Consider the following 23,685-nt stretch of genomic DNA (forward strand, 5'->3'; position numbering starts at 1 on the left):
CCCCCTTCCCCCCGCCATGCTCGATGCGCTGCGCGCCGCCTTCGGCGAGCGCGTGTCGACCGCCGACGCCGTCCGCGCCCACCACGGCCGCGACGAATCGCCGTTCGATCCGCAACTGCCCGACGCCGTCGTGTTCGCGCACAGCGCGGACGACGTGCGCGAAGTCGTGTCGCTGTGCTCGCTGTACAGCGTCCCGCTGATCCCGTACGGCGCCGGTTCGTCACTCGAAGGCCACCTGCTCGCGGTGCGCGGCGGCATCTCGCTCGACCTGTCGGAAATGAACCGCGTGCTGTCGATCAACGCCGAAGACCTGACCGTGACGGTCGAGCCGGGCATCACACGCAAGGCGCTCAACGAGGCGCTGCGCGACACCGGCCTGTTCTTCCCGATCGACCCGGGCGCCGACGCCAGCATCGGCGGGATGACCGCCACGCGTGCGTCGGGCACCAACGCCGTGCGCTACGGCACGATGCGCGAGAACGTGCTCGGCCTGACCGCGGTGCTCGCCGACGGCCGCGTGGTGAAGACCGGCTCGCGCGCCCGCAAGTCGTCGGCCGGCTACGACCTCACGCGCCTGTTCGTCGGCTCCGAAGGCACGCTCGGCGTGATCACCGAGATCACGCTGCGCCTGCATCCGCTACCCGAAGCCGTATCGGCCGCGATCTGCACGTTCCCGTCGATGGGCGACGCGGTGCGCACCGTGATCGAGACGATCCAGATCGGCGTGCCGATCGCGCGTGTCGAATTCGTCGATGCGCTCGCCGTGCGCTCGATCAACCGCCATTCGAACCTGACGCTCACCGAAGCGCCGACGCTGTTCTTCGAATTCCACGGCACCGAGGCCGGCGTGAAGGAACAGGCGGAGCTCGTGCAGGCGCTCGCGGGCCAGAACAACGGCCAGGGTTTCGAATGGGCAACCCGCCCCGAAGACCGCACGCGCCTCTGGGCCGCACGCCACAACGCGTATTTCGCGATGCTGCAGTTGAAACCCGGCTGCCGCGCGGTGACGACCGACGTCTGCGTGCCGATCTCGCAGCTCGCCGCGTGCGTCGAGGAAACCGAAGTCGACCTGCGCGCCTCGTCGCTGCCCTGCCCGATCGTCGGCCACGTCGGCGACGGCAATTTCCACGTCGCGATCCTGATCGACCCCGACAAGCCCGAGGAAATCGCGGAAGCCGAGCACATCAACGACCGGATCGTCGAGCGCGCGCTGCGCCTCGGCGGCACCTGCACGGGCGAGCACGGCGTCGGGCTGCACAAGATGCGCTTCCTGCCGAAGGAGCACGGCGACAACGCGATCGACACGATGCGTGCGATCAAGCTTGCGCTCGATCCGCGCAACCTGATGAATCCGGGCAAGATTTTCACGTGCTGACACGGCGGCGCGACGCCGCGCCACCCGCTGCAGGAGACCCAATGAACGCTCCAGTCGAACTGTCGAGCGCGGCACGCGCGCAACGCCAGCGCGAAGTCGTGCAGGCGCTGATGGCCGTGCTGCCGACGCACTGCCTGCTGTACCGCGACGAAGACACGGCGCCGTACGAATGCGACGGCCTGTCCGCGTACCGCCGCCTGCCGCTCGCGGTCGCGCTGCCCGAAACGGAATCGCAGGTGCAGCGGATCGTGCAGATCTGCCGCCGCATGGAGGTGCCGATCGTGCCGCGCGGCGCGGGCACGAGCCTGTCGGGCGGCGCGTTGCCGATCGCGCTCGGCGTCGTGCTGTCGCTTGCGCGCTTCACGCGCATCGTCGAAGTCGATCCGTACGCGCGCACGGCGACCGTGCAGCCCGGCGTGCGCAACCTCGCGATCTCGGAGGCCGCCGCGCCGTACGGCCTGTACTACGCGCCCGATCCGTCGTCGCAGATCGCATGCACGATCGGCGGCAACGTCGCGGAAAATTCCGGCGGCGTGCACTGCCTGAAATACGGGCTGACCGTGCACAACGTGATGCGCGTGCGCGCGGTGACGATCGACGGCGAGATCGTCGAATTCGGTTCGCTTGCGCTCGACATGCCGGGCCTCGACCTGCTCGCCGTGATGATCGGCAGCGAAGGGATGTTCGCGATCGTCACCGAGGTCACGGTGAAGCTGATCCCGAAGCCGCAGACGGCCCAGCTCGTGATGGCGAGCTTCGACGACGTCGTCAAGGGCGGCGAGGCCGTCGCGGCGATCATCGCGTCGGGGATCATCCCGGCCGGGCTCGAAATGATGGACAAGCCGGCCACGCGGGCCGTCGAGGCGTTCACGCACGCGGGCTACGATCTCGACGCGAAGGCGATCCTGCTGTGCGAATCGGACGGCACGCCGGAAGAAGTCGCGGAAGAAATCGTGCGGATGACGGCCGTGCTGCGCGAGCATGGCGCGACCCGCATCCAGGTATCGCGCAACGAGCACGAGCGGCTGCGCTTCTGGTCGGGCCGCAAGAACGCGTTCCCGGCCGCCGGCCGCATTTCGGCCGACTACTACTGCATGGACGGCACCGTGCCGCGCCGCGCGATCGGCCCGCTGCTCGCGCGCATCGAGCAGCTCGAGACGCGCTACGGGCTGCGCTGCATCAACGTGTTCCACGCGGGCGACGGCAACATGCATCCGCTGATCCTCTACAACGCGAACGATCCGGACGAACTGCACCGCGCCGAGCAGTTCGGCGCGGAAATCCTCGAATGCTGCGTGGAATTCGGCGGCAGCGTGACGGGCGAGCACGGCGTCGGCATCGAGAAGCTCAATTCGATGTGCGTACAGTTCTCGCCGCAGGAGCGCGACGCGTTCTTCGCGGTCAAGCGCGCGTTCGATCCGGCCGGGCTGCTGAACCCGGACAAGGGCATCCCGACCCGCGCGCGCTGCGCCGAATACGGTCGCCAGCACGTGCGCGGCGGGCTGCTGCCGCACCCCGACCTGCCGCGCTTCTGAGCGGCCCGTGCGGGTCGCGGCCGGTGCCCGCGGCCGGGCCGCGGCGTTCGACCGTGCCCGCGCGGCCCGTTCATGCGGCGACGCGGGCAGACGGCCCGCGATACCGGGCTTAGGGATAGTCGCGATGTGGAATCGCGCCACCCCGGTACAATCGACCGAACAACAAGTCGAGGCAGCAACAGAACATGGAAGAGGACGACATCGTCGCCGGATGGGCCGACCGCGTCCGCGCCGCCAGCGCCGACGGCCGGCCGCTGCGGATTCGCGGCGGCGGCACCAAGGACTGGTACGGCCAGGCGCTCGAGGGCGAAATTCTCGACACGCGCGCGTTTCAGGGCGTCGTGTCGTACGACCCGGCCGAACTCGTCGTCACGGTCCGCGCGGGCACGCCGCTCGCACAGCTTGAAACCGTCCTCGCCGAGTGCGGCCAGATGCTGCCGTTCGAGCCGCCGCACTTCGGCCGCGCGGCCACCGTCGGCGGCTGCGTCGCGGCCGGCCTCGCGGGCCCGCGGCGGGCCACCTGCGGTGCGCCGCGCGATTTCATGCTCGGCGTCACGCTGATGAACGGCCGCGGCGAACTGCTGCGCTTCGGCGGCCAGGTCGTGAAGAACGTCGCCGGCTACGACGTGTCGCGGCTGATGGCCGGCGCGCTCGGCACGCTCGGGCTGATGCTCGACCTGTCGCTCAAGGTGCTGCCGATGCCCGTCGCCGAAGTCACGCTGAAGTTCGAGATGACCGCGACCGACGCGGTGCGCAAGCTCAACGAATGGGGCGGCCATCCGCTGCCCGTCAGCGCGAGCGGGTGGCGCAACGGCACGCTCGTCCTGCGCCTGTCCGGCGCCGAAGCGGCCGTGAAATCCGCGAAGACGCTGCTCGGCGGCGAAGTCGTCGACGCGGTCGAGGCCGAGCGCTTCTGGGCCGGCCTGCGCGAGCATACCGACCCGTTCTTCCACGGCATCCCGCCCGGTTATGCGCTGTGGCGTCTCGCGCTGCCGTCGATCACCGAACCGATGCACCTGCCCGGCACCCAGTTGATGGAATGGGGCGGCGCGCAGCGCTGGTGGATCACCGACGCCGATGCGCAGACCGTGCGGATGAGCGCCAAGCAGGCCGGCGGCCACGCGACGCTGTTCCGCGCGGGCGACGCGTACGACCGCAGCGCGGGCGTGTTCACGCCGCTCCCCGCCCCGATGATGAAAATCCACCGCGGGTTGAAAGCCGCGTTCGATCCCGCGCGCATCTTCAACCGCGGCCGGCTCTACCCGGATCTTTAGGGTCTGTTTACCTATGGAACGTACATGCGAATGCCCGAAATCGCTCGTCCCCCAAGGGGACTTCCTAACGGGGCGCAGGCAAGAAGTGAGGAGCGCCGTTTGGCCGAGCCAAACGCCCCGCAGGAAGTCCCCTTGGGGGACAAGGGACGAGCGACGCCGCCATGCGGGCGATTTCGGGCATTCCCGTGACATGGATTTTTTAAATTGGGGTTGCCACGAGAACGGCCGCTCGCCGCGTTGCGCTCCTTGCGAATACGTCAGTATTCGCGGCGTCGCGCGCCTCGCGAGCGGCCGTTCTCGTGGCAACGCATGCGCGCTCCATAGGTAAACAGACCCTAAATGCAGACGAACCTCGCCGATTTCATCCGCAATACGCCCGACGGCGACGAAGCCGACGCGATATTGCGCAAGTGCGTGCATTGCGGGTTCTGCACCGCGACCTGCCCGACCTACCAGCTGCTCGGCGACGAACTCGACGGCCCGCGCGGCCGCATCTACCTGATCAAGCAGATGGTCGAAGGCGCGCCCGTCACGCGCAGCACGCAGCAGCACCTCGACCGCTGCCTCACGTGCCGCAGTTGCGAGACGACCTGCCCGTCCGGCGTCCAGTACGGCCGGCTCGTCGAGATCGGCCGCAAGCACGTCGAGGCACAGGTTCAGCGCCCCGTGCAGCAGCGTCTCGTGCGCCGCGTGCTCGCGAGCCTCGTGCCGAACGCCGCGCTGTTCTCGCCGGTGATGCGGCTCGGCCAGCACGTCCGTCCGCTGCTGCCGAAGCGGCTGCGCGACAAGGTGCCGCCGCGCACGCGGCTGCTCGAATGGCCGCACCTGACGCACACGCGCAAGATGCTGATGCTCGGCGGCTGCGTGCAGCCGTCGATGCTGCCGAACATCAATATCGCGACCGCGCGCGTGCTCGACGCGCTCGGCATCGAGACCGTCGTCGCGCCCGATGCCGGCTGCTGCGGCGCGATCCGCCTGCACCTGAACTATCACGACGAAGCGCTCGACGACGCGCGCCGCAACATCGACGCGTGGTGGCCCCATGTCGAACAGGGTGTCGAGGCGATCGTGATGAACGCGTCGGGCTGCGGCGCGACGGTGCTCGAATACGCGCACCTGCTGCGCGACGACCCGGCCTACGCGGAGAAGGCGCAGCGCATCGTGTCGCTGACGCGCGACATCTCCGACGTGCTGCTCGCGTTCGAGGCCGAGCTCGCGACACTCGCGCGCCGCCGCGCGGTTCATACGGTCGCGTACCACCCGCCGTGCACGCTGCAGCACGGCCAGCAGTCGCGCGGCAAGGTCGAACGCCTGCTCGAGACCCTCGGCATCGACGTGCGGCTGCCGGCGGACAGCCATCTGTGCTGCGGCTCGGCCGGCACCTATTCGCTGACGCAGCCGTCGCTGTCGTACCGGTTGCGCAAGCAGAAGCTGCTGAAGCTGCAGGCGCTCGAGCCGCAGATGATCGTCTCCGGCAACGTCGGCTGCATCGCGCACCTGCAGAGCGGCACGCAGATTCCGGTGGCCCACTGGATCCAGCTCGTCGAGCACCTGCTGTATGGCTAGGGCCTGTTCATACGAATGACGGGCGGGCCCTGGGCCTCGCGCCCGGCGTCCGTATAATGGGCGGATCGATGCGCCGCGTGCCGCGGCGCATCCGCTACATGCCTGCTTCCGTGCCTGCTTTCGTGCCCGTCATGTCCGATCTCGCCGCCCGCCTCGAATCCGTTCATCGCCGCATCGCCGACGCCGCCCGCGCGGCCGGCCGCGATCCCGCCACCGTATCGCTGCTCGCCGTCTCGAAGACGTTTCCCGCCGCCGACGTGCGCGCCGCGCATGCGGCCGGGCAGCGCGCATTCGGCGAAAACTACGTGCAGGAATCGATCGACAAGATCGACGCGCTCGCCGACCTGCGCGCGGGCCTCGAATGGCATTTCATCGGGCCGCTGCAATCGAACAAGACGCGCCCGGTTGCCGAACGCTTCGACTGGGTCCATTCGGTCGACCGGCTGAAGATCGCGCAGCGCCTGTCGGAACAGCGCCCCGCGCACCTGCCGCCGCTCAACGTGTGCGTGCAGGTGAACATCAGCGGCGAGGCGTCGAAGAGCGGCGTCGCACCGGCCGACGTGGCCGAGGTCGCGCGCGCGGTCGCCGCGCTGCCGTCGCTGCGGCTGCGCGGCCTGATGGCGATTCCCGAACCGGCCGGCGACACCGATGCGCAACGCGTGCCGCATCGCGCGCTGCGCACGCTGTTCGACGCATTGCGCGCCGACGGCCTGCCGCTCGACACGTTGTCGATGGGCATGTCCGCCGATCTCGACGCGGCCGTGCTCGAAGGCGCGACGATCGTGCGCGTCGGCACCGCGATCTTCGGCGCGCGCGATTATTCGCACTGAACGCCGCGCCCTTTCCGCCCTCCCGTTCACTCACTCGCTCAATCGAACATCATGAAAATCGCATTCATCGGCGGCGGCAACATGGCCGCGGCCCTGATCGGCGGCCTGATCAAGCGCGGCGTCGCCGCTGACGGCCTGTATGCCATCGACGTCAACGAAGAAGTGCGCGCACGCGCCGCGCAGCAATTCGGCATCCGCACCGGCGCGGCCGTCGACGCAACGCTCGCCGACTACGACGCGATCGTGCTCGCGGTGAAGCCGCAGGTGCTGAAGGACGTCGCGCAGGCGCTCGCGCCGCACCTGAAGACACAGCTGGTGATCAGCATCGCGGCCGGCATCCGCGGCAGCGATCTCGCGCGCTGGCTCGGCGACTACGCACGCGTCGTGCGCACGATGCCGAACACGCCCGCACTCGTCGGCATGGGCGTGACGGGCCTCGCCGCACTGCCGGGCGTCGATGCGGCGGGCCGCGAACTCGCGTCGAACGTGCTCGGCGCGGTCGGCGAGACCGTGTGGTTCGACGACGAGTCGAAGCTCGATGCCGTCACGGCCATTTCGGGCAGCGGCCCCGCGTACGTGTTCTATTTCATCGAAGCGCTGCAGGAAGCCGCGCGCCAGCTCGGCATGAACGACGAACAGGGCCGCGCGCTCGCGGTCGCGACGTTCACGGGCGCCGCGCAACTCGCCGCGCAATCGGGCGAGCCGGCGAGCGTGCTGCGCGAGCGCGTGACGTCGAAGGGCGGCACGACGGCCGCCGCGCTCGCATCGTTCGACGCGCAGGGCGTGAAGGACGCGATCGTGCGCGGCGCGCTCGCGGCCGAAGCGCGTGCGAAGGAAATGGGCGACGAGCTCGGTCGCGCGTAAGCGCGGCGCCCGCTCCGGGCCTCCCTTCGGGCACCGCCAACAAAAAAGCGGCCTCGGCCGCTTTTTTGTTGGCATCGCGCATCGCGCATCGCGCATCGCGCATCGCGTCGCGCGCCGGCGCGCGGCCGCTTCAGTTGGCCGCCGGACCCGCCAGCAGGTAATGCGCGGCGATCCCCGCGAACAGCACGCCGCCGAGCCAGTTGTTGTGCCGGAACGCGGCGAAGCACGGCATCCGCTCGCGGCCCTTGATCAGCGTGTAGTGATACAGCGCGCAGCCGACCGCCGCCGCCCAGCCGGCCCAGTACGCGAGGCCGAAGCCGAGCGTCACGCCGATCCACACGTAGATGCCGAGCGTCGCCGCATAACACGCCATCACGGCTGCGACGTCGAAGCGGCCGAACGTCAGCGCCGACGTGCGGATCCCGATCTTGATGTCGTCGTCGCGATCGACCATCGCGTATTCGGTGTCGTACGCGACCGACCAGAAAATGTTCGCGACCAGCATCACCCACGCGATCGTCGGCACCGTGTCCTGCACGGCCGCGAACGCCATCGGAATGCCGAAGCCGAACGCGATGCCGAGATACGCCTGCGGAATCGCGAAGAAACGCTTCATGAACGGATACGAACCCGCGACGAACAGCGCGACGACGGACAGTTCCTTCGTCAGCGTGTTGAGCGGCAGGATCAGCAGGAACGAGATGAATGCGAGCCCGACGGCGATCGCAACGGCTTCCCACGCACGGATCTTGCCCGACGTCAGCGGCCGGTCGGCCGTGCGCTTCACGTGGCGGTCGAAATCGCGGTCGGCGTAGTCGTTCATCGCGCAGCCGGCCGAGCGCATCAGCAGCGTGCCGAGCGAGAAGATCACGAGCAGCGGCCAGCGCGGATGGCCGTCGGACGCGATCCACAGCGCGTTGAGCGTCGGCCACAGCAGCAGCAGGCTGCCGATCGGCTTGTCCATCCGGACGAGCCGCAGATACAGGGGAAAGCGGGCAAGCATGGCGAGGCACCGGGAAGATAACCCCGGCATTTTAGAGCCGAGCGGTGCTTCGCGTCATGTCGGGGCGGCCCGCGGCGGCAGCCGCCCGGCGCGCCCGGGCCGCCCGGGCCCGCTGCGCATGGCCGGGCCCCGCTTTGCGCCAATCAAGGGACGGATTCGATCGCTCCGGATCGGGCGAGTCAGCGCGCCCTCCCCGGCCGCATCGCACTTACGCGAGCAACGAGCAACGAACGCAGCATCCACGCGGTTTTCCATGCGTCTGCAGGTCGACGGTGGGCTCGCCGCGTCGGCGATCGGAAAGATCGCGCGCGCGGGTTCGCACGACGGCCTCGTGCCCTTCGACGAGCTCGCGGGTCATGTCTTCCGCCGCCCGCACGCCCTTCGCTTCCGGCACCGACGACAGTTTCGCGAAATCGCCGAGGGTACGCGTTCCTGTCCTTCCCGATTCGACGCTACGCGCCGAACCGGATCGCGCCGTTCTCGATGGCAGCCTGGCTGCCGTAATGCCAGGTGATGTTGCGGTGTTCATGTCCGATCGGCAGACCCGAGTAGATCGGCACGCCGAAGCCGCCCAGCACGTCGACAAGCATCTGCTCGAGCGTGAAATCCGCGCCGTCCGGGATCGGGCAGCGCGTGAATTGCCCGAGCACGAACGCACGGGCTCCGTCGAACGCGCCGCTCAGACGCAGTTGCGTCAGGCTGCGGTCGAGCCGGTAGCCGAACTCCGTCACGTCCTCCAGCAGTACGATCGCGTCGCGTGAGCGAAGCGACCAGCGCGTACCCGCGACGCTCGCGAGCACCGTCACGTTGCCGCCGCACAGACGTCCCCGCACGGCACCAGCTGCGCCGGCCAAATGCCGCAGACTCAGCGCGGCGCGTTCGTCGCCGGTCAGCACAGCGCGAATGTCGGCGCGCGTCGCGTCGTCGACCTTGGTCGCCAGACTGTGAAATGTCGGGCCATGCAGCAAACGCACGCCGGGCCGATCCGCGAGTGCGCAGAACAGTGACGTCGCGTCGGAAAAGCCGATGATCGTCTTCGGCGTTGCGATCTCGTCGGGCAAGTGCTCGAGCAAATGCGCGCAACCGAATCCCCCGCGCGCGAGCCACACGATATCGATCGACGGATCCATCAGGGTGCGCCGCAGGTCGTCCGCGCGCTCCTCGGCGGTACCGGCGAAATAGCGGTACCGGCTGCCGAGATGCGCGCCCGCCCTGACCTCGAAGCCCCAGCTTTCGACGAGCGCAATGCCACGCGCGATGCCTTCCGGATCGGGCACACCCGCAGGCGCGACCACGCCCACTGCCTTGCGTCGTGATTCCATTGAATGCCTACCTGGATGATGGAGAACCTGCCGAATATATCCGACACCGCTTGCTGACGGCTCGGCCTTGTCACGCAGCGTCGTGCGCGCGGGGATGACGATCGCCGTGCCCGCGAAACCGCTGCGTTGCCGGCGCCGCTTGAGAATCACCATCGCGGCAAAATCGCCGACCGATCGATGCGGATCCGGTTCGATCGACGAACCAGGCAGCACGTCGAGCGGATGCACCTCGGAGCCGCCGGCGTTGCGGGCCCTTCCCGGCGTCAACGCGTCGGCCGGTATCGCGGCGATCGCATTGCTGTCGAATCCGCAAAAACGACGACAGCGCACACCTCATCGCAAGCGCCTCGACCGGACCGTTTCCGACGCTCACTTTTCCAAAGCATGATGAGCACGTTTGGATTGACGGAGCCAGTCAGCCATGTCGAACGCAGCGAATCGTGCCCATCCCCATCGGACGTACGCGCAAGCATTCAGGCAGCAGGTAATCAGGGACACGTTGGCGCCCGGCATGTCGGTGTCGATTGTTGCGCGCCGGCACGACATCAACGCCAATGTGGTGTCCGGATGGCGCAAGCAATATCGTCAGGGCACCCTCAACCGGGTAGATCCGGATGGATCGCGGGTCTTCGTGGACATGTTACGGACTCCTCACTCAATCGACCGGAGCAATCCAAACGAATCTGTTGCCCTGCATGCCGACACCGCACCACCCGTATGGCTCGCCACTGCAGCGTGGCGTACGCCCCGCCGCGCTCAGGCGGCGGCGATCGCGTGCAGCGCCTGCGACACCAGTTCGGCCGCACCGCCGACGACGATCGCGAATCCGACTACGTACCGCGCGATCTCGGCCGGCGCCCGCACCTTCGGTGCCGCCAGCGCGGCGCGCATGTTCAGCATCATTTGCGTCATGATCGTCACTCCTTCATTGAAATCCAGGATCGGGACGAAACGGCCGGCCGGACGACCGGCCGTTTCCCGTTACTGCCTCACCGTGCTACTGCACGGCAACGCTCACGCGAGGTCGAAGCGGTCGAGGTTCATCACCTTGTTCCAGGCCGCGACGAAGTCGCGCGCGAACTTCTCCTTCGCATCCGCGCTGCCGTACACCTCGGCCAGCGCACGCAGCTGCGCATGCGAGCCGAAGATCAGGTCGACGCGCGTGCCGGTCCACTTCACCTTGCCCGTCGCGCGATCGCGCCCTTCGAACACGTCGTTCGCGGCCGACACCGGCTTCCATTCCGTGCCCATGTCGAGCAGGTTCACGAAGAAGTCGTTCGTCAGCGCTTCCGGACGGTCGGTGAACACGCCATGCTTCGCCTCGCCGGCGTTCGCACCGAGCACGCGCAGGCCACCGACGAGCACCGTCATCTCGGGCGCGCTCAGCGTCAGCAGTTGCGCCTTGTCGACCAGCAGCGCCTCGGCCGGCGTCTTGTACGCGTGCTTCAGGTAGTTGCGGAAGCCGTCCGCGACCGGCTCGAGCACGGCCATCGCTTCGACATCGGTCTCTTCCTGCGATGCATCCGCACGGCCCGGTGCGAACGGCACCGTCACCGCGACGCCCGCGTTCTTCGCGGCCTGCTCGACGCCGGCCGCACCGGCCAGCACGATCAGGTCGGCGAGCGACACCTTCTTGCCGCCCGTCTGCGCGTCGTTGAACGCCTTCTGCACGCCTTCGAGCGTCGCGAGCACCTTCGCGAGTTCAGCCGGACGGTTCACTTCCCAGTCCTTCTGCGGCGCCAGGCGGATACGCGCACCGTTCGCGCCGCCGCGCTTGTCCGATCCGCGGAACGTCGCGGCCGACGCCCATGCCGTCGACACGAGCTGCGACACCGACAGGCCCGTTGCCAGCACCTTCGCCTTCAGCGCGGCAACGTCGGCGTCGTCGATCAGCGGGTGGTCGACTGCCGGGATCGGGTCCTGCCACAGCAGGTGTTCCGCCGGCACTTCCGGGCCGAGATAACGGGAGCGCGGGCCCATGTCGCGGTGCGTGAGCTTGAACCACGCACGCGCGAACGCATCGGCGAACTCGGCCGGGTTCTCGTAGAAACGGCGCGAGATCTTTTCGTAGGCCGGGTCGAAACGCAGCGACAGGTCGGTCGTCAGCATCGTCGGGCGATGCTTCTTCGACGCGTCGAACGCATCGGGAATCACTTCGCCGGCGTCCTTCGCGACCCACTGGTGCGCACCGGCCGGGCTCTTCGTGAGCTCCCACTCGTAGCTGAACAGGTGCTTGAAGAAGTCGTTGCTCCACTGCGTCGGCGTCGACGTCCACGTGACTTCGAGGCCGCTCGTGATCGCGTCCTTGCCCTTGCCCGTGCCGAACGTGCTCTTCCAGCCGAGACCCTGCTCCTCGAGGCCCGCGGCTTCCGGTTCGGGGCCGACGTTCGACGCCGGACCGGCACCGTGCGTCTTGCCGAACGTGTGGCCGCCCGCGATCAGCGCGACCGTCTCTTCGTCGTTCATCGCCATCCGCGCGAACGTCTCGCGGATGTCATGCGCGGCGGCGACCGGGTCGGGGTTGCCGTCCGGGCCTTCCGGGTTCACGTAGATGAGGCCCATCTGCACGGCAGCGAGCGGGCTTTCGAGCTCACGCTTGCCCGAGTAGCGGCTGTTCGGGCCGCCGCTCAGTTCCAGCCAGATCTTTTCCGAGCCCCAGTAGACGTCGTCCGGTTCCCACGTGTCGACGCGGCCGCCGGCATAACCGAAGGTCTTGAAGCCCATCGATTCGAGCGCGACGTTGCCGGTCAGGATCAGCAGGTCGGCCCACGAGATGTTGCGGCCGTACTTCTGCTTGATCGGCCACAGCAGCCGGCGAGCCTTGTCGAGGCTGACGTTGTCCGGCCAGCTGTTGAGCGGCGCGAAGCGCTGCTGCCCGCCGCCCGCGCCGCCGCGGCCGTCGGCCGTGCGGTACGTGCCGGCGCTGTGCCAGGCCATGCGGATGAACAGGCCGCCATAGTGGCCGAAGTCGGCCGGCCACCAGTCCTGCGACATCGTCATCAGTGCGTGCAGGTCCTTCTTCACCGCCGCGAGGTCCAGCTTGCTGAACGCTTCCGCGTAGTCGAAATCCTTGTCCATCGGATCGGACAGCGCCGAATGGCGGTGCAGGATGTTCAGGTTGAGCTGATTCGGCCACCAGTCCTTGTTCGTCGTGCCGCCACCAGCGGTGTGGTTGAACGGGCACTTCGTTTCGTTCGACATGCGATTTCTCCTTGGCTTGCTCGTATGACTCCGCCGGTTCGCTCCGGCGGCATGCCGGGTGCGGTTGGTGGAGTGTCATTGCGGGGATGGGAAACGGAACAGGTTGATTCTCCTGTCGTACTACGGGATATCGCGCGGGGCCTGTGACGCGCGTTCCCGCTGCGCCGCGCCGCGGGCGGCACGCTCGGGGAACCGGCTGCCGGCAGGCGTCGTGACGACGCCGCGGGCGGAATTCCAGCTTTCGGACATGCGATGCTCCCTCATGGCTTGATGGCGGGTGAATCGGGGGAACACTGAACCGGCGCGCGGCGGCGTTCAACCGCCGTACACACGGTCCGCGAGGTACGCGAACGCAATCGGACGCAGGCTGCGAACCGCCGCCCTGGCGCGATGTACGACCGCGTCGCGCGACGGGATGTTCCGCTGCGCGTGCTGCAATACCGACCGCATCATGACATCCTCCTTTGACGCTTGCACTCAACGTGCAGACCGGTCGTCGACACGACGCCGATCCATGGAGAGGATTCTATATAAGTCTATTGATTACTTGAATTTGATTAATTTCATCTATGCGATAGAGAAAAATAAACGGGGTCGCAAGACCCCGTTCATCGGGCTGCCACACGCGCATGCCGCAGCGTGCTCAGTTCATCGTCGCCGGCATGTCGAGCTTCGCGACACCCGGTAGCTCGCAGGCGGAAATCGCGTCGCTGATCGCGTCGATCGCGGGCATCCGCGTGAAGCTCTTGCGCCACACGAGCACCACGCGGCGGTCGGGTACCGGCTCGTTGAACGGCACGTACGACAGCAGTTCGGCATCGGGGCCGTTCGCGCGCGGGCCGACCTCGGCAACCGACATTCGCGGCAGCACCGTAATGCCGACGCCGCTCGCGACCATGTGGCGGATCGTCTCGAGCGACGAGCCCTCGAAGGTCTTCTGGATGCCGTCGGCCGTCTGCGAGAAGCGCATCAGCTCCGGGCACACGCCGAGCACGTGATCGCGGAAGCAGTGACCGTTGCCGAGCAGCAGCATGGTTTCCTGCTTCAGGTCCTCGGCGTCGATCTCGTCGCGCTTCTCCCACGGATGGCCGGCCGGCAGCGCGACGACGAACGGTTCGTCGTACAGCGGGCGCACCATCAGGCCGGTTTCCGGAAACGGCAGCGCCATGATCGCGGCGTCGATCTCGCCCTGCTTCAGCAGTTCGAGCAGCTTGAGCGTGTAGTTTTCCTGCAGCATCAGCGGCATCTGCGGGACACGCTGGATCATCTGCTTGACGAGCGTCGGCAGCAGGTACGGCCCGATCGTGTAGATCACGCCAAGGCGGAACGGGCCGACCAGCGGATCCTTGCCCTGCTTCGCGATCTCCTTGATCGCGAAAGTCTGCTCGAGTACGCGCTGCGCCTGCGTGACGATCTGGTCACCGATCGGCGTCACGCTCACTTCGCTCGCGCCGCGCTCGAAAATCTGCACGTTCAGCTCGTCTTCGAGCTTCTTGATCGCCACCGACAGCGTCGGCTGGCTCACGAAGCAGGCTTCGGCCGCACGGCCGAAATGCCGTTCGCGCGCGACCGCGACGATGTATTTCAATTCAGTCAGCGTCATTGTGGGTCAATCAGAGATATACAGGCGATAGGTTTAATTTATACACCCTGTGACACCGGTTCGCCAAGTTTCTCTGCATCGGCATGCGTCGAATGGCGATTCCGGATCCGGCCCCAACCCGCGGATCAGGCCTTCAGATACTGCTCCCGCGCGCCGAGCCAGCGCGCGAGATGCTGCGTGACGATTTCGGGATACGCGGCAATCAGCCGCGTCGCGGCTTCGCGGGCCGGATCGATCAGCCAGCCGTCGGTCTCGAGGTTCGCGAAGCGCAGCATCGCCGCGCCCGACTGGCGGGCGCCGAGGAATTCGCCGGGGCCGCGGATCTCGAGGTCGCGCCGCGCGATCTCGAAGCCATCGGTCGTTTCGCGCATCGTCTTCAGCCGCTCGCGGCCGGTGAGCGACAGCGGCCCCGTGTACAGCAGCACGCACACCGACGCCGCGGTGCCGCGCCCGACCCGGCCGCGCAACTGGTGCAGCTGCGCGAGGCCGAAGCGCTCCGCGTGCTCGATCACCATCAGCGACGCGTTCGGCACGTCGACGCCGACCTCGATCACGGTCGTCGCGACGAGCAGTTGCACTTCGTTGCGCGTGAACGCTTCCATCACGGCCGCCTTGTCGGCCGGCGACAGCCGGCCGTGCACGAGCCCGACCTTCAGCTCCGGGAGCGCGGCGGCGAGCGTCTCGTAAGTCTCGACGGCCGTCTGCAGCTGCAGCGTCTCGCTCTCCTCGATCAGCGGGCACACCCAGTACACCTGGCGCCCGGTCAGCGCGGCCTCGCGCACGCGGGCGATCACCTCATCGCGCCGCGCGTCGCCGACGAGGCGCGTCAGCACCGGCGTGCGGCCCGGCGGCAGCTCGTCGATCGTCGACACCTCGAGATCCGCGTAATACGTCATCGCGAGCGTGCGCGGAATCGGCGTGGCCGACATCATCAACTGGTGCGGCTGGAAGTCGCGCGCGCCGTTGGCCGCGTTCGCGGCCTTCGCCCGCAGCGCGAGCCGCTGCTCGACGCCGAAGCGGTGCTGCTCGTCGACGATCACGAGGCCGAGCCGGGCGAATTCGACCGTGTCCTGGATGATCGCGTGCGTGCCGATCACGAGCTGCGCGGTGCCGAGCGCGGCCGCCTCGATCGCCGCGCGTTTCTCTTTCGCCTTCAGGCTGCCCGCGAGCCACGCCACCGTGACGCCGAGCGGCTCGAGCCACGCGCGCAGCTTGCGCGCATGTTGCTCCGCGAGGATTTCGGTGGGCGCCATCAGCGCGGCCTGGTAGCCGGCGTCGATCGCCTGCGTGGCGGCCAGCGCCGCGACCACCGTCTTGCCGCTGCCGACGTCGCCCTGCAGCAGCCGCTGCATCGGGTGCGCGAGCGTGAGGTCGCGCGCGATCTCGTCGACGACGCGCGCCTGCGCGCCCGTCAGCGTGAACGGCAGCGCGGCATAGAGCCGGGTCGTCAGCGCATCGGCATCGCTCGCGGTGCGGCGCGGCATCGCGGGCGCCGCGCGCGTGCGGCGCTCCTCGTGCGCGCGCTTGAGCGACAGCTGCTGCGCGAGCAGTTCCTCGAACTTGATGCGCGTCCACGCCGGATGCGAACCGTCCATCAGCGCGGCTTCGTCGGAATCGACGCGCGGGTGATGCAGGATGCGCACGGCCTGCTCGAGCGTCGGCACGTCGAGCGGCTTCAGGTAGTCGCGCTGGATCTCGGGCGGCAGCAGCTCGGGCAGCGGCGTGCGCTCCACCGCGTTCTCGATCGCCTTGCGCAGGTACGCCTGCGACACGCCGGCCGTGCTCGGATAGACGGGCGTGAGCACCTGCGGCAACGGCGCATCGGCTTCGACGACGCGCACGGCCGGATGCACCATCTCCATCCCGAAAAAGCCGCCGCGCACGTCGCCGCGCACGCGCAGCCGCTGGCCGACGGCCATCTGCTTGACCTGCGAGCCGTAGAAATTGAGGAAGCGCAGCACGAGCTGCTCGCCGTCGTCGTCCTGGATCTTCACGACGAGCTGGCGGCGCGGGCGATACGCGACCTCGTTGTCGAACACGACCCCTTCGGTCTGCGCGACGCCGCCCGGCAGCAGCTCGCCGATCGGCGTGAGCGTGGTTTCGTCCTCGTAGCGCATCGGCAGATGCAGCACGAGATCGATCGAGCGCGTGAGGCCGAGCTTCGCGAGCTTGTCGGCGGTCTTCACGGGCTTGTCGGCGGCCGGCTTCTTCTTGCGCTTCGTGCCGGATGCGCCGGCCTCGCCCGCTGCATCGCCCGCAGCGGCGCCGTCGGCATCGGGCGCGGCCGCCGCCGGCTGCGCGAGCCTGCCGTCGGCGCCGCGCTTCGGGCCGGCACGGCGCGGCACGGTGCGCGCCGCCGTGTCGTGCACGGGCGGCGCGGCATCCTCCGCGTCGAACGGATCGGCGGAATCGGCAACGGCAGCGGAGGAACGGCGTGGTGACACAGGCATCGGATCGTCTGGGTGCTTCGCAAGGCAAGTACAATAGCGGCTTTCACGTCGTCCGAACGAACGACGCCGGCCAGGCCGCGCATCCCGTCATCATAGCGGCTCGCGCGCCCCATTTACGCGTTTCCGCCCTGCCGGCAACGCTCGCCGGCCGTTTCGAACCAGCCCGCATGTTCACGCTTTCCGATTTCGATTTCAATCTGCCGCCCGAGCTGATTGCGCAAACCGCGCTGCCCGACCGCACCGCGAGCCGCCTGCTCGAGGTCGACGGCACCGTCGAGCCCGCGCGCCTCGTCGACCGCCGCTTCGCCGAGCTGCCGTCGTGCATCGCACCCGGCGACCTGCTCGTCTTCAACGATACCAAGGTGCTGAAGGCGCGGTTCTTCGGCCAGAAGGCCAGCGGCGGCAAGATCGAGGTGCTGGTCGAGCGCGTGACCGGCACGCACACGGCGCTCGCGCAGATCCGCGCAAGCAAGTCGCCGGGGGCCGGCACGACGCTGCGTCTCGCCGATGCGTTCGACGTGACCGTCGGCGAGCGCGTCGAGCCGTTCTTCACGCTGGTCTTCCCCGAACCGTGCCTCGACCTGATCGAGCAGTACGGCCGCCTGCCGCTGCCGCCCTATATCGAGCACGATCCGGACGCGACCGACGAGACGCGCTACCAGACCGTCTATGCGAGCAATCCGGGGGCGGTCGCCGCACCCACGGCCGGCCTGCACTTCGACCAGCCGCTGCTCGACCGGCTCGACGCGATGGGCGTCGAGCGCGCGACACTGACGCTGCACGTCGGTGCCGGCACGTTCCAGCCGGTGCGCGTCGACAACATCGCCGAGCACAAGATGCACAGCGAGTGGTATGACCTGCCGCAGTCGCTCGTCGACAAGATCGCCGCGACCCGCGCGCGCGGCGGCAACGTGATCGCGGTCGGCACGACGTCGATGCGCGCGCTCGAAGCCGCGGCGCGCACCGCCGACGAAGCGGGCCGCCCGCTCGCGGCGACGCAGGCCGAGACCGACATCTTCATCACGCCGGGCTATCGTTTCCGCGTGGTCGACCGGCTCGTGACGAATTTCCACCTGCCGAAGTCGACGCTGCTGATGCTGGTGTCCGCGTTCGCGGGCGTCGAGACGATCCGGGCCGCGTACCGTCACGCGATCGAACAACGCTACCGCTTCTTCAGCTACGGCGACGCGATGCTGCTCACGCGGCGCGACACGCCGGAGACGCCGCGCGCGTAGCACGACAGGCGCGAACATGCGGCGGCCCGCGATTGCGCGGCGGACGTTGCGCTTCGCGCTGCCGCACGCCGCGTGGGTGGCTCCGCGCGGTTACCCCGCGCGGTTGCCCCTTTTCCCGCGGTACGCGCTACGATGGCGCGCACCTGTTTTTCCCCGCCGCCGGCCTGCCGGCGGCGTTTCCAACATGCGCCGGACTGTTCTCCGGTGGCAAGGAGAATAAAGCGATGACCGAAGGTTCATCCCACGATACGCACGATACGCACGCCCCCGTGCAGGACCGCCCCGCAAACGGGCTCGAATTCGAACTGCTGACGACCGACGGCCATGCGCGCCGCGGCCGCGTGAAGCTCAATCACGGCGTGGTCGAGACGCCGATCTTCATGCCGGTCGGCACGTACGGCACCGTGAAGGCGATCCAGCCGCGCGAGCTGCACGAGATCAAGGCTCAGATCATTCTCGGCAACACGTTCCACCTGTGGCTGCGCCCGGGCCTCGACACGATCGACGCGCACGGCGGCCTGCACGGCTTCATGGGCTGGAACAAGCCGATCCTGACCGACTCGGGCGGCTTCCAGGTGTTCTCGCTCGGCGACCTGCGCAAGATCACCGAGGACGGCGTCACGTTCGCGTCGCCGATCAACGGCGACAAGCTGTTCCTGTCGCCGGAAGTGTCGATGCAGATCCAGAAGGTGCTGAACTCCGACGTCGTGATGCAGTTCGACGAGTGCACGCCGTATGCGACCGACGGCGTGCCGACCACGCACAAGGAAGCGGCCGACTCGATGCGCATGTCGCTGCGCTGGGCGAAGCGCTCGCTCGACGAATTCAACCGGCTCGGCAACCCGAACGCGCTGTTCGGGATCGTCCAGGGCGGCATGTTCGAGGACCTGCGCGACGAATCGCTCGCGGGCCTCGCGGAACTCGGCTTCCACGGCCTCGCGATCGGCGGGCTGTCGGTCGGCGAACCGAAGGAAGACATGATGCGCGTGCTACGCCACGTGGGCCCGAAGCTGCCGGCCAACAAGCCGCACTACCTGATGGGTGTCGGCACGCCGGAGGACCTGGTCGAGGGCGTCGCGAACGGCGTCGACATGTTCGACTGCGTGATGCCGACCCGCAACGCCCGCAACGGCTGGCTCTTCACGCGCTTCGGCGACGTGAAGATCCGCAACGCGACGCACAAGAACTCGCTGAAACCGCTCGACGCGAGTTGCTCGTGCTACACGTGCCAGAACTTCTCGCGCGGCTACCTGCATCACCTGCACCGCGTCGGCGAGATCCTCGGCGCGCAGCTCAACACGATCCACAACCTGCACTACTACCTGCAGCTGATGAGCGAGATCCGCGACGCGATCGAGACCCATACGTTCGACGCGTTCCGCCAGCGCTTCGCGGAGGATCGCGCGAGAGGGGTCGACTGACGGGCCGGCTGCCCGCGCCGCGGCCCGTCACATAGGACGTGTACTAAATAACGCGTCCCGACGGTCGAATCCGGCCGCCAAACATTACAATTGCCTTTCCAAGCGAGTCGCAACAGCACCGGTTCGCGCTTTAACAGCTTGATCCGAAAGCGCATTTGCCGAGCCGTTTGCGCATGGGGCCGGTGGTAGAATAACCGGCTTATTTTTCGATCTTCCCCTACGGAGAGACCAACGTGCCGTTCATTTCCAACGCGTTCGCCCAAGGTGCCGGTGGCGCCGAATCGAGCCTGATGAGCTTCCTGCCGCTCATCCTGATGTTTGCCGTGCTCTACTTCATCATGATCCGTCCGCAGATGAAGCGTCAGAAGGAGCACCGCAACATGCTCGCGGCCATGGCCAAGGGCGACGAAGTCGTCACGAGCGGCGGCCTCGTGGGCAAGGTGACGAAGGTCACCGAAGGCTACATCGGCGTCGAGATCGCCGAAGGCACCGAAATCACCGTGCAGAAGGCCGCGGTCACGACCATTCTGCCGAAGGGCACGATCAAGTCGCTGTAAGCCCTTCACCGAGCGTCCGGCTTCCCGCGCCGTGCCCGCCTGAGAGAGCGGGCCGCCGCGGCGCCGGACGCGACGCTTTCACGCCAACCCCCCGTTCGGCTCCCTCATGAATCGTTATCCACTCTGGAAATATGTCGTGATGGTCGTGGCGCTCGCCATCGGCCTTCTGTACACATTGCCCAACTTCTTCGGCGAAGCGCCGGCGGTGCAGGTGTCGAGCGGCAAGGCCACGGTCAAGCTCGACTCGACCACGCTGACCCAGGTCGAATCGGCGCTCGCCGCCGCGCAGATCACGCCGGACGACGTCACCTTCGAGAACACGGCGACGAACGCGAACATCCGCGTGCGCCTGAAGGACACCGACACGCAGCTGCGCGTCAAGGACCTGCTGCAGAAGTCGCTGAACGCCGACCCGAACGATCCGCAGTACGTCGTCGCGCTGAACCTGCAGAGCGCGTCGCCGCGCTGGCTGACCGCGCTGCACGCGCTGCCGATGTATCTCGGCCTCGACCTGCGTGGCGGCGTTCACTTCCTGCTCCAGGTCGACATGACGGGCGCGCTCACGAAGAAGCTCGATTCCGACGCGTCCGACGCGCGCACGCTGCTGCGCGACAAGAACATCCGCGACGGCGGCGTGAGCCGCGTCGACCAGTCCGTGGTCGTCAATTTCAGCGATGCGCAGACGGCGGAAGACGCCCGCAAGGTGCTCGCGCTGTCGATCACCGAACTGCAATGGGCGACCCAGCCCGGCGGCGGCGGCACGCAGGTCGTCGGCACGTTTACGCCGGCCGTGCAGAAGTCCGTCGAGGACGCCGCGCTCAAGCAGAACCTGACGACGCTCCACAACCGCGTGAACGAACTCGGCGTGTCGGAGCCGATCCTGCAGCAGCAGGGCAGCGACCGTATCGTCGTCGAGCTGCCGGGCGTGCAGGACACCGCGAAGGCGAAGGACATCATCGGCCGCACCGCGACGCTCGAAGCGCGCCTCGCCGACCCGATCAACACGCACCCGAACCCGAACGACCCGGTGCCGCCGGGTGAAGAACTGTTCACGCAGGGCAACCAGGCGCCGGTGCTGCTGAAGAAGGAAGTGATCTTCACGGGTGACCGCATCATCGATGCATCGGCCGGTTTCGACGATCACCAGCGTCCGTCGGTCAACATCCGCCTCGATTCGGCGGGCGGCCGCTCGGTGCGCGCGGTGTCGCGCGAGAACATCGGCAAGCCGATGGCAATGGTGCTGTTCGAGAAGGGCAAGGGCGAGGTGCTGACGGTCGCGACGATCCAGTCGGAGCTCGGCGACCGCTTCCAGATCACGGGCCAGCCGACGCCGCAGGCCGCGGCCGACCTCGCGCTGCTGCTGCGCGCCGGTTCGCTCGCCGCGCCGATGGACATCATCGAGGAACGCACGATCGGCCCGAGCCTCGGCGCCGACAACATCAAGATGGGCGTCCACTCGGTGATCTGGGGCTTCTGCGCGATCGCCGTGTTCATGATCGCGTACTACATGCTGTTCGGCGTGATCTCGGTGATCGGCCTGTCGGTGAACCTGCTGCTGCTCGTCGCCGTGCTGTCGCTGATGCAGGCCACGCTGACGCTGCCCGGTATCGCCGCTATCGCACTCGCGCTCGGTATGGCGATCGACTCGAACGTGCTGATCAACGAGCGCGTGCGTGAGGAACTGCGCGCGGGCCAGCCGCCGCAGCTCGCGATCCAGTCGGGCTACGCGCACGCATGGGCGACGATTCTCGACTCGAACGTCACGACGCTGATCGCCGGCCTCGCGCTGCTCGCGTTCGGCTCGGGCCCGGTTCGCGCGTTCGCGATCGTGCACTGCCTCGGTATCCTGACGTCGATGTTCTCCGCGGTGTTCTTCTCGCGCGGGATCGTCAACCTCTGGTACGGCGGCCGCAAGAAGCTGAAGTCGCTCGCGATCGGCCAGGTGTGGAAGCCGGAAGGCGCCGCTGCCGCCGCACCGTTCGCCGAGGCGGACGATGCGACCGACACCGCGCGTGCCGCGAAGCTCGCCGCGCCCGCGAAGGGCAACGCGCCGCGCACCGGCAAGCCGCAGCTGCGCAACCGCGCGCAGCAAGGCGTGTCGCCGAAGAAACCGGGCTCGACCCAATAAGGCCCCGGAGAAGACCATGGAATTTTTCCGCATCCGTAAAGACATTCCGTTCATGCGGCACGCGCTGGTGTTCAACGTGATCTCGCTGGTCACGTTCCTCGCCGCCGTGTTCTTCCTGTTCCACCGCGGGCTGCACCTGTCCGTCGAATTCACCGGCGGGACGGTGATCGAGGTGCAGTACCAGCAGGCCGCCGAACTCGAACCCGTGCGCGCAACGCTCGGCAAGCTCGGCTACGCCGACGCGCAGGTGCAGAACTTCGGCACGTCGCGCAACGTGCTGATCCGGCTGCAGCTGAAGGAAGGCCTCACGTCCGCCCAGCAGAGCGACCAGGTGATGAGCGCGCTGAAGGCACAGAGCCCGGACGTCACGCTGCAACGCGTCGAATTCGTCGGCCCGCAGGTCGGCCGCGAACTCGCGACCGACGGCCTGCTCGCGCTCGCGTGCGTCGTGATCGGCATCGTGATCTACCTGTCGTTCCGCTTCGAGTGGAAGTACGCGGTGGCCGGCATCATCGCCAACCTGCACGACGTCGTGATCATTCTCGGCTTCTTCGCGTTCTTCCAGTGGGAGTTCTCGCTGGCGGTGCTCGCGGCGATCCTCGCGGTGCTCGGCTACTCGGTCAACGAGTCGGTCGTCATCTTCGACCGGATCCGCGAAACGTTCCGCCGCGAACGCAAGATGACCGTGCAGGAAGTGATCAACCACGCGATCACGACCACGATGTCGCGTACGATCATCACGCACACGTCGACCGAAATGATGGTGCTGTCGATGTTCTTCTTCGGCGGCCCGACGCTGCACTACTTCGCCCTGGCGCTGACGGTCGGCATCATGTTCGGCATCTACTCGTCGGTGTTCGTCGCGGGCTCGCTCGCGATGTGGCTCGGCATCAAGCGCGAAGACCTGATCAAGGAAAAGAAGACCGCGCACGATCCGGACGATCCCAACGCAGGCGCGCAGGTTTAAGCGCCACGCTGCTTCGGCACAGACGAAAAACCGGCCCGGTTGGGCCGGTTTTTTTTCGCCCGTATTTTCGCCCGTCCCACCGGCGTGGAGCGCGCGGCCCGCTCGCCCTGCCCGGTCACTCGCGTCGGCTACAATCGTGACCGTCCCGCCGCGCCGCCCGCCGGCCGTGCGCCGGCGGGACAGCACCTTCGCCCTCCGTTCCAACGTGCGGTCCCGATGATGCCTTCCACGCGTACCGTTCTTCGCCTTGCCGTTTGCGCAGCCGTCACGGCCGCGTTCCTGCCGTGCGCGTCACCGGTCGGTGCGCAACGACCGGCACCCGCCCCGCCCGCCTCTGTTCCCGCCGCCTTATCC

19 protein-coding genes and 2 pseudogenes are annotated in these 23,685 nt (G+C 67.8%); 13 read left to right on the forward strand and 8 right to left on the reverse strand.

Features of this window, described 5'->3' with window-relative positions; all coding sequences use genetic code 11:
- The 6 genes from VK92_RS35450 to proC all read left to right on the forward strand — a co-directional run.
- A partial coding sequence (locus VK92_RS35450) for an FAD-binding oxidoreductase (protein WP_048468227.1) occupies positions 1-1,375 on the forward strand: 1,375 nt, incomplete at its 5' end.
- A gap of 41 nt (positions 1,376-1,416) precedes the next feature.
- Positions 1,417-2,910: an FAD-linked oxidase C-terminal domain-containing protein gene (locus VK92_RS35455; protein ID WP_048022310.1), complete on the forward strand. Its 1,494-nt coding sequence runs from the start codon at positions 1,417-1,419 to the stop codon at positions 2,908-2,910.
- A 185-nt stretch (positions 2,911-3,095) separates the two neighbouring features.
- Positions 3,096-4,184, forward strand: a complete 1,089-nt coding sequence (gene glcE, locus VK92_RS35460) for a glycolate oxidase subunit GlcE (protein WP_021163858.1) — start codon at positions 3,096-3,098, stop codon at positions 4,182-4,184.
- Between the two features lie 339 nt (positions 4,185-4,523).
- Positions 4,524-5,750 (forward strand): glycolate oxidase subunit GlcF, encoded by a 1,227-nt coding sequence (glcF, locus tag VK92_RS35465; RefSeq protein WP_021163859.1) that lies wholly within the window; start codon positions 4,524-4,526, stop codon positions 5,748-5,750.
- A 131-nt stretch (positions 5,751-5,881) separates the two neighbouring features.
- Positions 5,882-6,580 (forward strand): YggS family pyridoxal phosphate-dependent enzyme, encoded by a 699-nt coding sequence (locus VK92_RS35470; RefSeq protein WP_048022384.1) that lies wholly within the window; start codon positions 5,882-5,884, stop codon positions 6,578-6,580.
- A 51-nt stretch (positions 6,581-6,631) separates the two neighbouring features.
- Positions 6,632-7,444, forward strand: coding sequence for a pyrroline-5-carboxylate reductase (gene proC / locus VK92_RS35475; protein ID WP_048022307.1), 813 nt, complete (start codon positions 6,632-6,634; stop codon positions 7,442-7,444).
- Positions 7,445-7,574: 130 nt separating this feature from the next.
- On the opposite strand, the gene ubiA is transcribed toward proC, so the two are convergent.
- The 3 genes and pseudogenes from ubiA to VK92_RS35490 all read right to left on the reverse strand — a co-directional run bounded on the left by ubiA (position 7,575) and on the right by VK92_RS35490 (position 9,769).
- Entirely contained in the window at positions 7,575-8,447 is an 873-nt protein-coding gene (ubiA, locus tag VK92_RS35480) for a 4-hydroxybenzoate octaprenyltransferase (RefSeq protein ID WP_048022305.1), read from the reverse strand.
- Positions 8,448-8,626: 179 nt separating this feature from the next.
- Positions 8,627-8,871 (reverse strand): annotated as a pseudogene (locus tag VK92_RS35485) (hypothetical protein); the annotation flags it as partial.
- A 28-nt stretch (positions 8,872-8,899) separates the two neighbouring features.
- Positions 8,900-9,769 (reverse strand): S66 peptidase family protein, encoded by an 870-nt coding sequence (locus VK92_RS35490; protein ID WP_048022382.1) that lies wholly within the window; start codon positions 9,767-9,769, stop codon positions 8,900-8,902.
- Positions 9,770-9,863: 94 nt separating this feature from the next.
- Here VK92_RS35490 and VK92_RS42235 point away from each other — a divergent pair, with 94 nt between their 5' ends.
- Positions 9,864-10,157 carry a hypothetical protein gene (locus VK92_RS42235; RefSeq protein ID WP_131723354.1) on the forward strand — a complete coding sequence of 98 codons (294 nt, stop codon included), beginning with the start codon at positions 9,864-9,866 and terminating at the stop codon, positions 10,155-10,157.
- Positions 10,158-10,190: 33 nt separating this feature from the next.
- A pseudogene (locus VK92_RS43350) lies at positions 10,191-10,367 on the forward strand (transposase); the annotation flags it as partial.
- 158 nt (positions 10,368-10,525) lie between these two features.
- On the opposite strand, the gene VK92_RS42685 reads toward VK92_RS43350, so the two are convergent.
- From VK92_RS42685 to recG, 5 genes are all read right to left on the reverse strand, one after another.
- Positions 10,526-10,681, reverse strand: a complete 156-nt coding sequence (locus tag VK92_RS42685) for a hypothetical protein (RefSeq protein WP_021163864.1) — start codon at positions 10,679-10,681, stop codon at positions 10,526-10,528.
- 102 nt (positions 10,682-10,783) lie between these two features.
- Positions 10,784-12,970, reverse strand: coding sequence for a catalase/peroxidase HPI (gene katG / locus VK92_RS35495; RefSeq protein WP_021163865.1), 2,187 nt, complete (start codon positions 12,968-12,970; stop codon positions 10,784-10,786).
- A 120-nt stretch (positions 12,971-13,090) separates the two neighbouring features.
- A complete protein-coding gene (locus tag VK92_RS43355; RefSeq protein ID WP_269434869.1) occupies positions 13,091-13,219 on the reverse strand; it encodes a hypothetical protein in 129 nt (42 codons plus the stop codon).
- A 394-nt stretch (positions 13,220-13,613) separates the two neighbouring features.
- Complete coding sequence (locus tag VK92_RS35500) at positions 13,614-14,573, reverse strand: hydrogen peroxide-inducible genes activator (RefSeq protein ID WP_021163869.1); 960 nt, start codon at positions 14,571-14,573, stop codon at positions 13,614-13,616.
- A 125-nt stretch (positions 14,574-14,698) separates the two neighbouring features.
- The gene (gene recG / locus VK92_RS35505; RefSeq protein ID WP_048022303.1) at positions 14,699-17,023 is read right to left on the reverse strand and encodes an ATP-dependent DNA helicase RecG; all 2,325 of its coding nucleotides are present in this window, start codon (positions 17,021-17,023) and stop codon (positions 14,699-14,701) included.
- 167 nt (positions 17,024-17,190) lie between these two features.
- Here recG and queA point away from each other — a divergent pair, with 167 nt between their 5' ends.
- From queA to secF, 5 genes are all read left to right on the forward strand, one after another.
- The gene (gene queA / locus VK92_RS35510) at positions 17,191-18,258 is read left to right on the forward strand and encodes a tRNA preQ1(34) S-adenosylmethionine ribosyltransferase-isomerase QueA (protein WP_048022301.1); all 1,068 of its coding nucleotides are present in this window, start codon (positions 17,191-17,193) and stop codon (positions 18,256-18,258) included.
- A gap of 224 nt (positions 18,259-18,482) precedes the next feature.
- Positions 18,483-19,679: a tRNA guanosine(34) transglycosylase Tgt gene (gene tgt, locus VK92_RS35515; RefSeq protein WP_048022299.1), complete on the forward strand. Its 1,197-nt coding sequence runs from the start codon at positions 18,483-18,485 to the stop codon at positions 19,677-19,679.
- A gap of 233 nt (positions 19,680-19,912) precedes the next feature.
- Positions 19,913-20,236 (forward strand): preprotein translocase subunit YajC, encoded by a 324-nt coding sequence (gene yajC / locus VK92_RS35520; protein ID WP_006476868.1) that lies wholly within the window; start codon positions 19,913-19,915, stop codon positions 20,234-20,236.
- A gap of 106 nt (positions 20,237-20,342) precedes the next feature.
- A complete protein-coding gene (secD, locus tag VK92_RS35525; RefSeq protein ID WP_021163786.1) occupies positions 20,343-22,364 on the forward strand; it encodes a protein translocase subunit SecD in 2,022 nt (673 codons plus the stop codon).
- A gap of 16 nt (positions 22,365-22,380) precedes the next feature.
- A complete protein-coding gene (gene secF, locus VK92_RS35530) occupies positions 22,381-23,331 on the forward strand; it encodes a protein translocase subunit SecF (RefSeq protein ID WP_021163787.1) in 951 nt (316 codons plus the stop codon).
- Positions 23,332-23,685: the final 354 nt, after the last annotated feature.

Source organism: Burkholderia sp. LK4 (assembly GCF_001043615.1).
Classification (GTDB): domain Bacteria; phylum Pseudomonadota; class Gammaproteobacteria; order Burkholderiales; family Burkholderiaceae; genus Burkholderia; species Burkholderia cepacia.

What these genes read in the sequence shown, in the direction of transcription:
- VK92_RS35455 (WP_048022310.1), top strand. Translation starts at nt 1,417, where the DNA reads ATGAACGCTCCAGTCGAACTGTCGAGCGCGGCACGCGCGCAACGCCAG.
- glcE (WP_021163858.1), top strand. Translation starts at nt 3,096, where the DNA reads ATGGAAGAGGACGACATCGTCGCCGGATGGGCCGACCGCGTCCGCGCC.
- glcF (WP_021163859.1), top strand. Translation starts at nt 4,524, where the DNA reads ATGCAGACGAACCTCGCCGATTTCATCCGCAATACGCCCGACGGCGAC.
- VK92_RS35470 (WP_048022384.1), top strand. Translation starts at nt 5,882, where the DNA reads ATGTCCGATCTCGCCGCCCGCCTCGAATCCGTTCATCGCCGCATCGCC.
- proC (WP_048022307.1), top strand. Translation starts at nt 6,632, where the DNA reads ATGAAAATCGCATTCATCGGCGGCGGCAACATGGCCGCGGCCCTGATC.
- ubiA (WP_048022305.1), bottom strand. Translation starts at nt 8,447, where the DNA reads ATGCTTGCCCGCTTTCCCCTGTATCTGCGGCTCGTCCGGATGGACAAG.
- VK92_RS35490 (WP_048022382.1), bottom strand. Translation starts at nt 9,769, where the DNA reads ATGGAATCACGACGCAAGGCAGTGGGCGTGGTCGCGCCTGCGGGTGTG.
- VK92_RS42235 (WP_131723354.1), top strand. Translation starts at nt 9,864, where the DNA reads ATGACGATCGCCGTGCCCGCGAAACCGCTGCGTTGCCGGCGCCGCTTG.
- VK92_RS42685 (WP_021163864.1), bottom strand. Translation starts at nt 10,681, where the DNA reads ATGACGCAAATGATGCTGAACATGCGCGCCGCGCTGGCGGCACCGAAG.
- katG (WP_021163865.1), bottom strand. Translation starts at nt 12,970, where the DNA reads ATGTCGAACGAAACGAAGTGCCCGTTCAACCACACCGCTGGTGGCGGC.
- VK92_RS43355 (WP_269434869.1), bottom strand. Translation starts at nt 13,219, where the DNA reads ATGTCCGAAAGCTGGAATTCCGCCCGCGGCGTCGTCACGACGCCTGCC.
- VK92_RS35500 (WP_021163869.1), bottom strand. Translation starts at nt 14,573, where the DNA reads ATGACGCTGACTGAATTGAAATACATCGTCGCGGTCGCGCGCGAACGG.
- recG (WP_048022303.1), bottom strand. Translation starts at nt 17,023, where the DNA reads ATGCCTGTGTCACCACGCCGTTCCTCCGCTGCCGTTGCCGATTCCGCC.
- queA (WP_048022301.1), top strand. Translation starts at nt 17,191, where the DNA reads ATGTTCACGCTTTCCGATTTCGATTTCAATCTGCCGCCCGAGCTGATT.
- tgt (WP_048022299.1), top strand. Translation starts at nt 18,483, where the DNA reads ATGACCGAAGGTTCATCCCACGATACGCACGATACGCACGCCCCCGTG.
- secD (WP_021163786.1), top strand. Translation starts at nt 20,343, where the DNA reads ATGAATCGTTATCCACTCTGGAAATATGTCGTGATGGTCGTGGCGCTC.
- secF (WP_021163787.1), top strand. Translation starts at nt 22,381, where the DNA reads ATGGAATTTTTCCGCATCCGTAAAGACATTCCGTTCATGCGGCACGCG.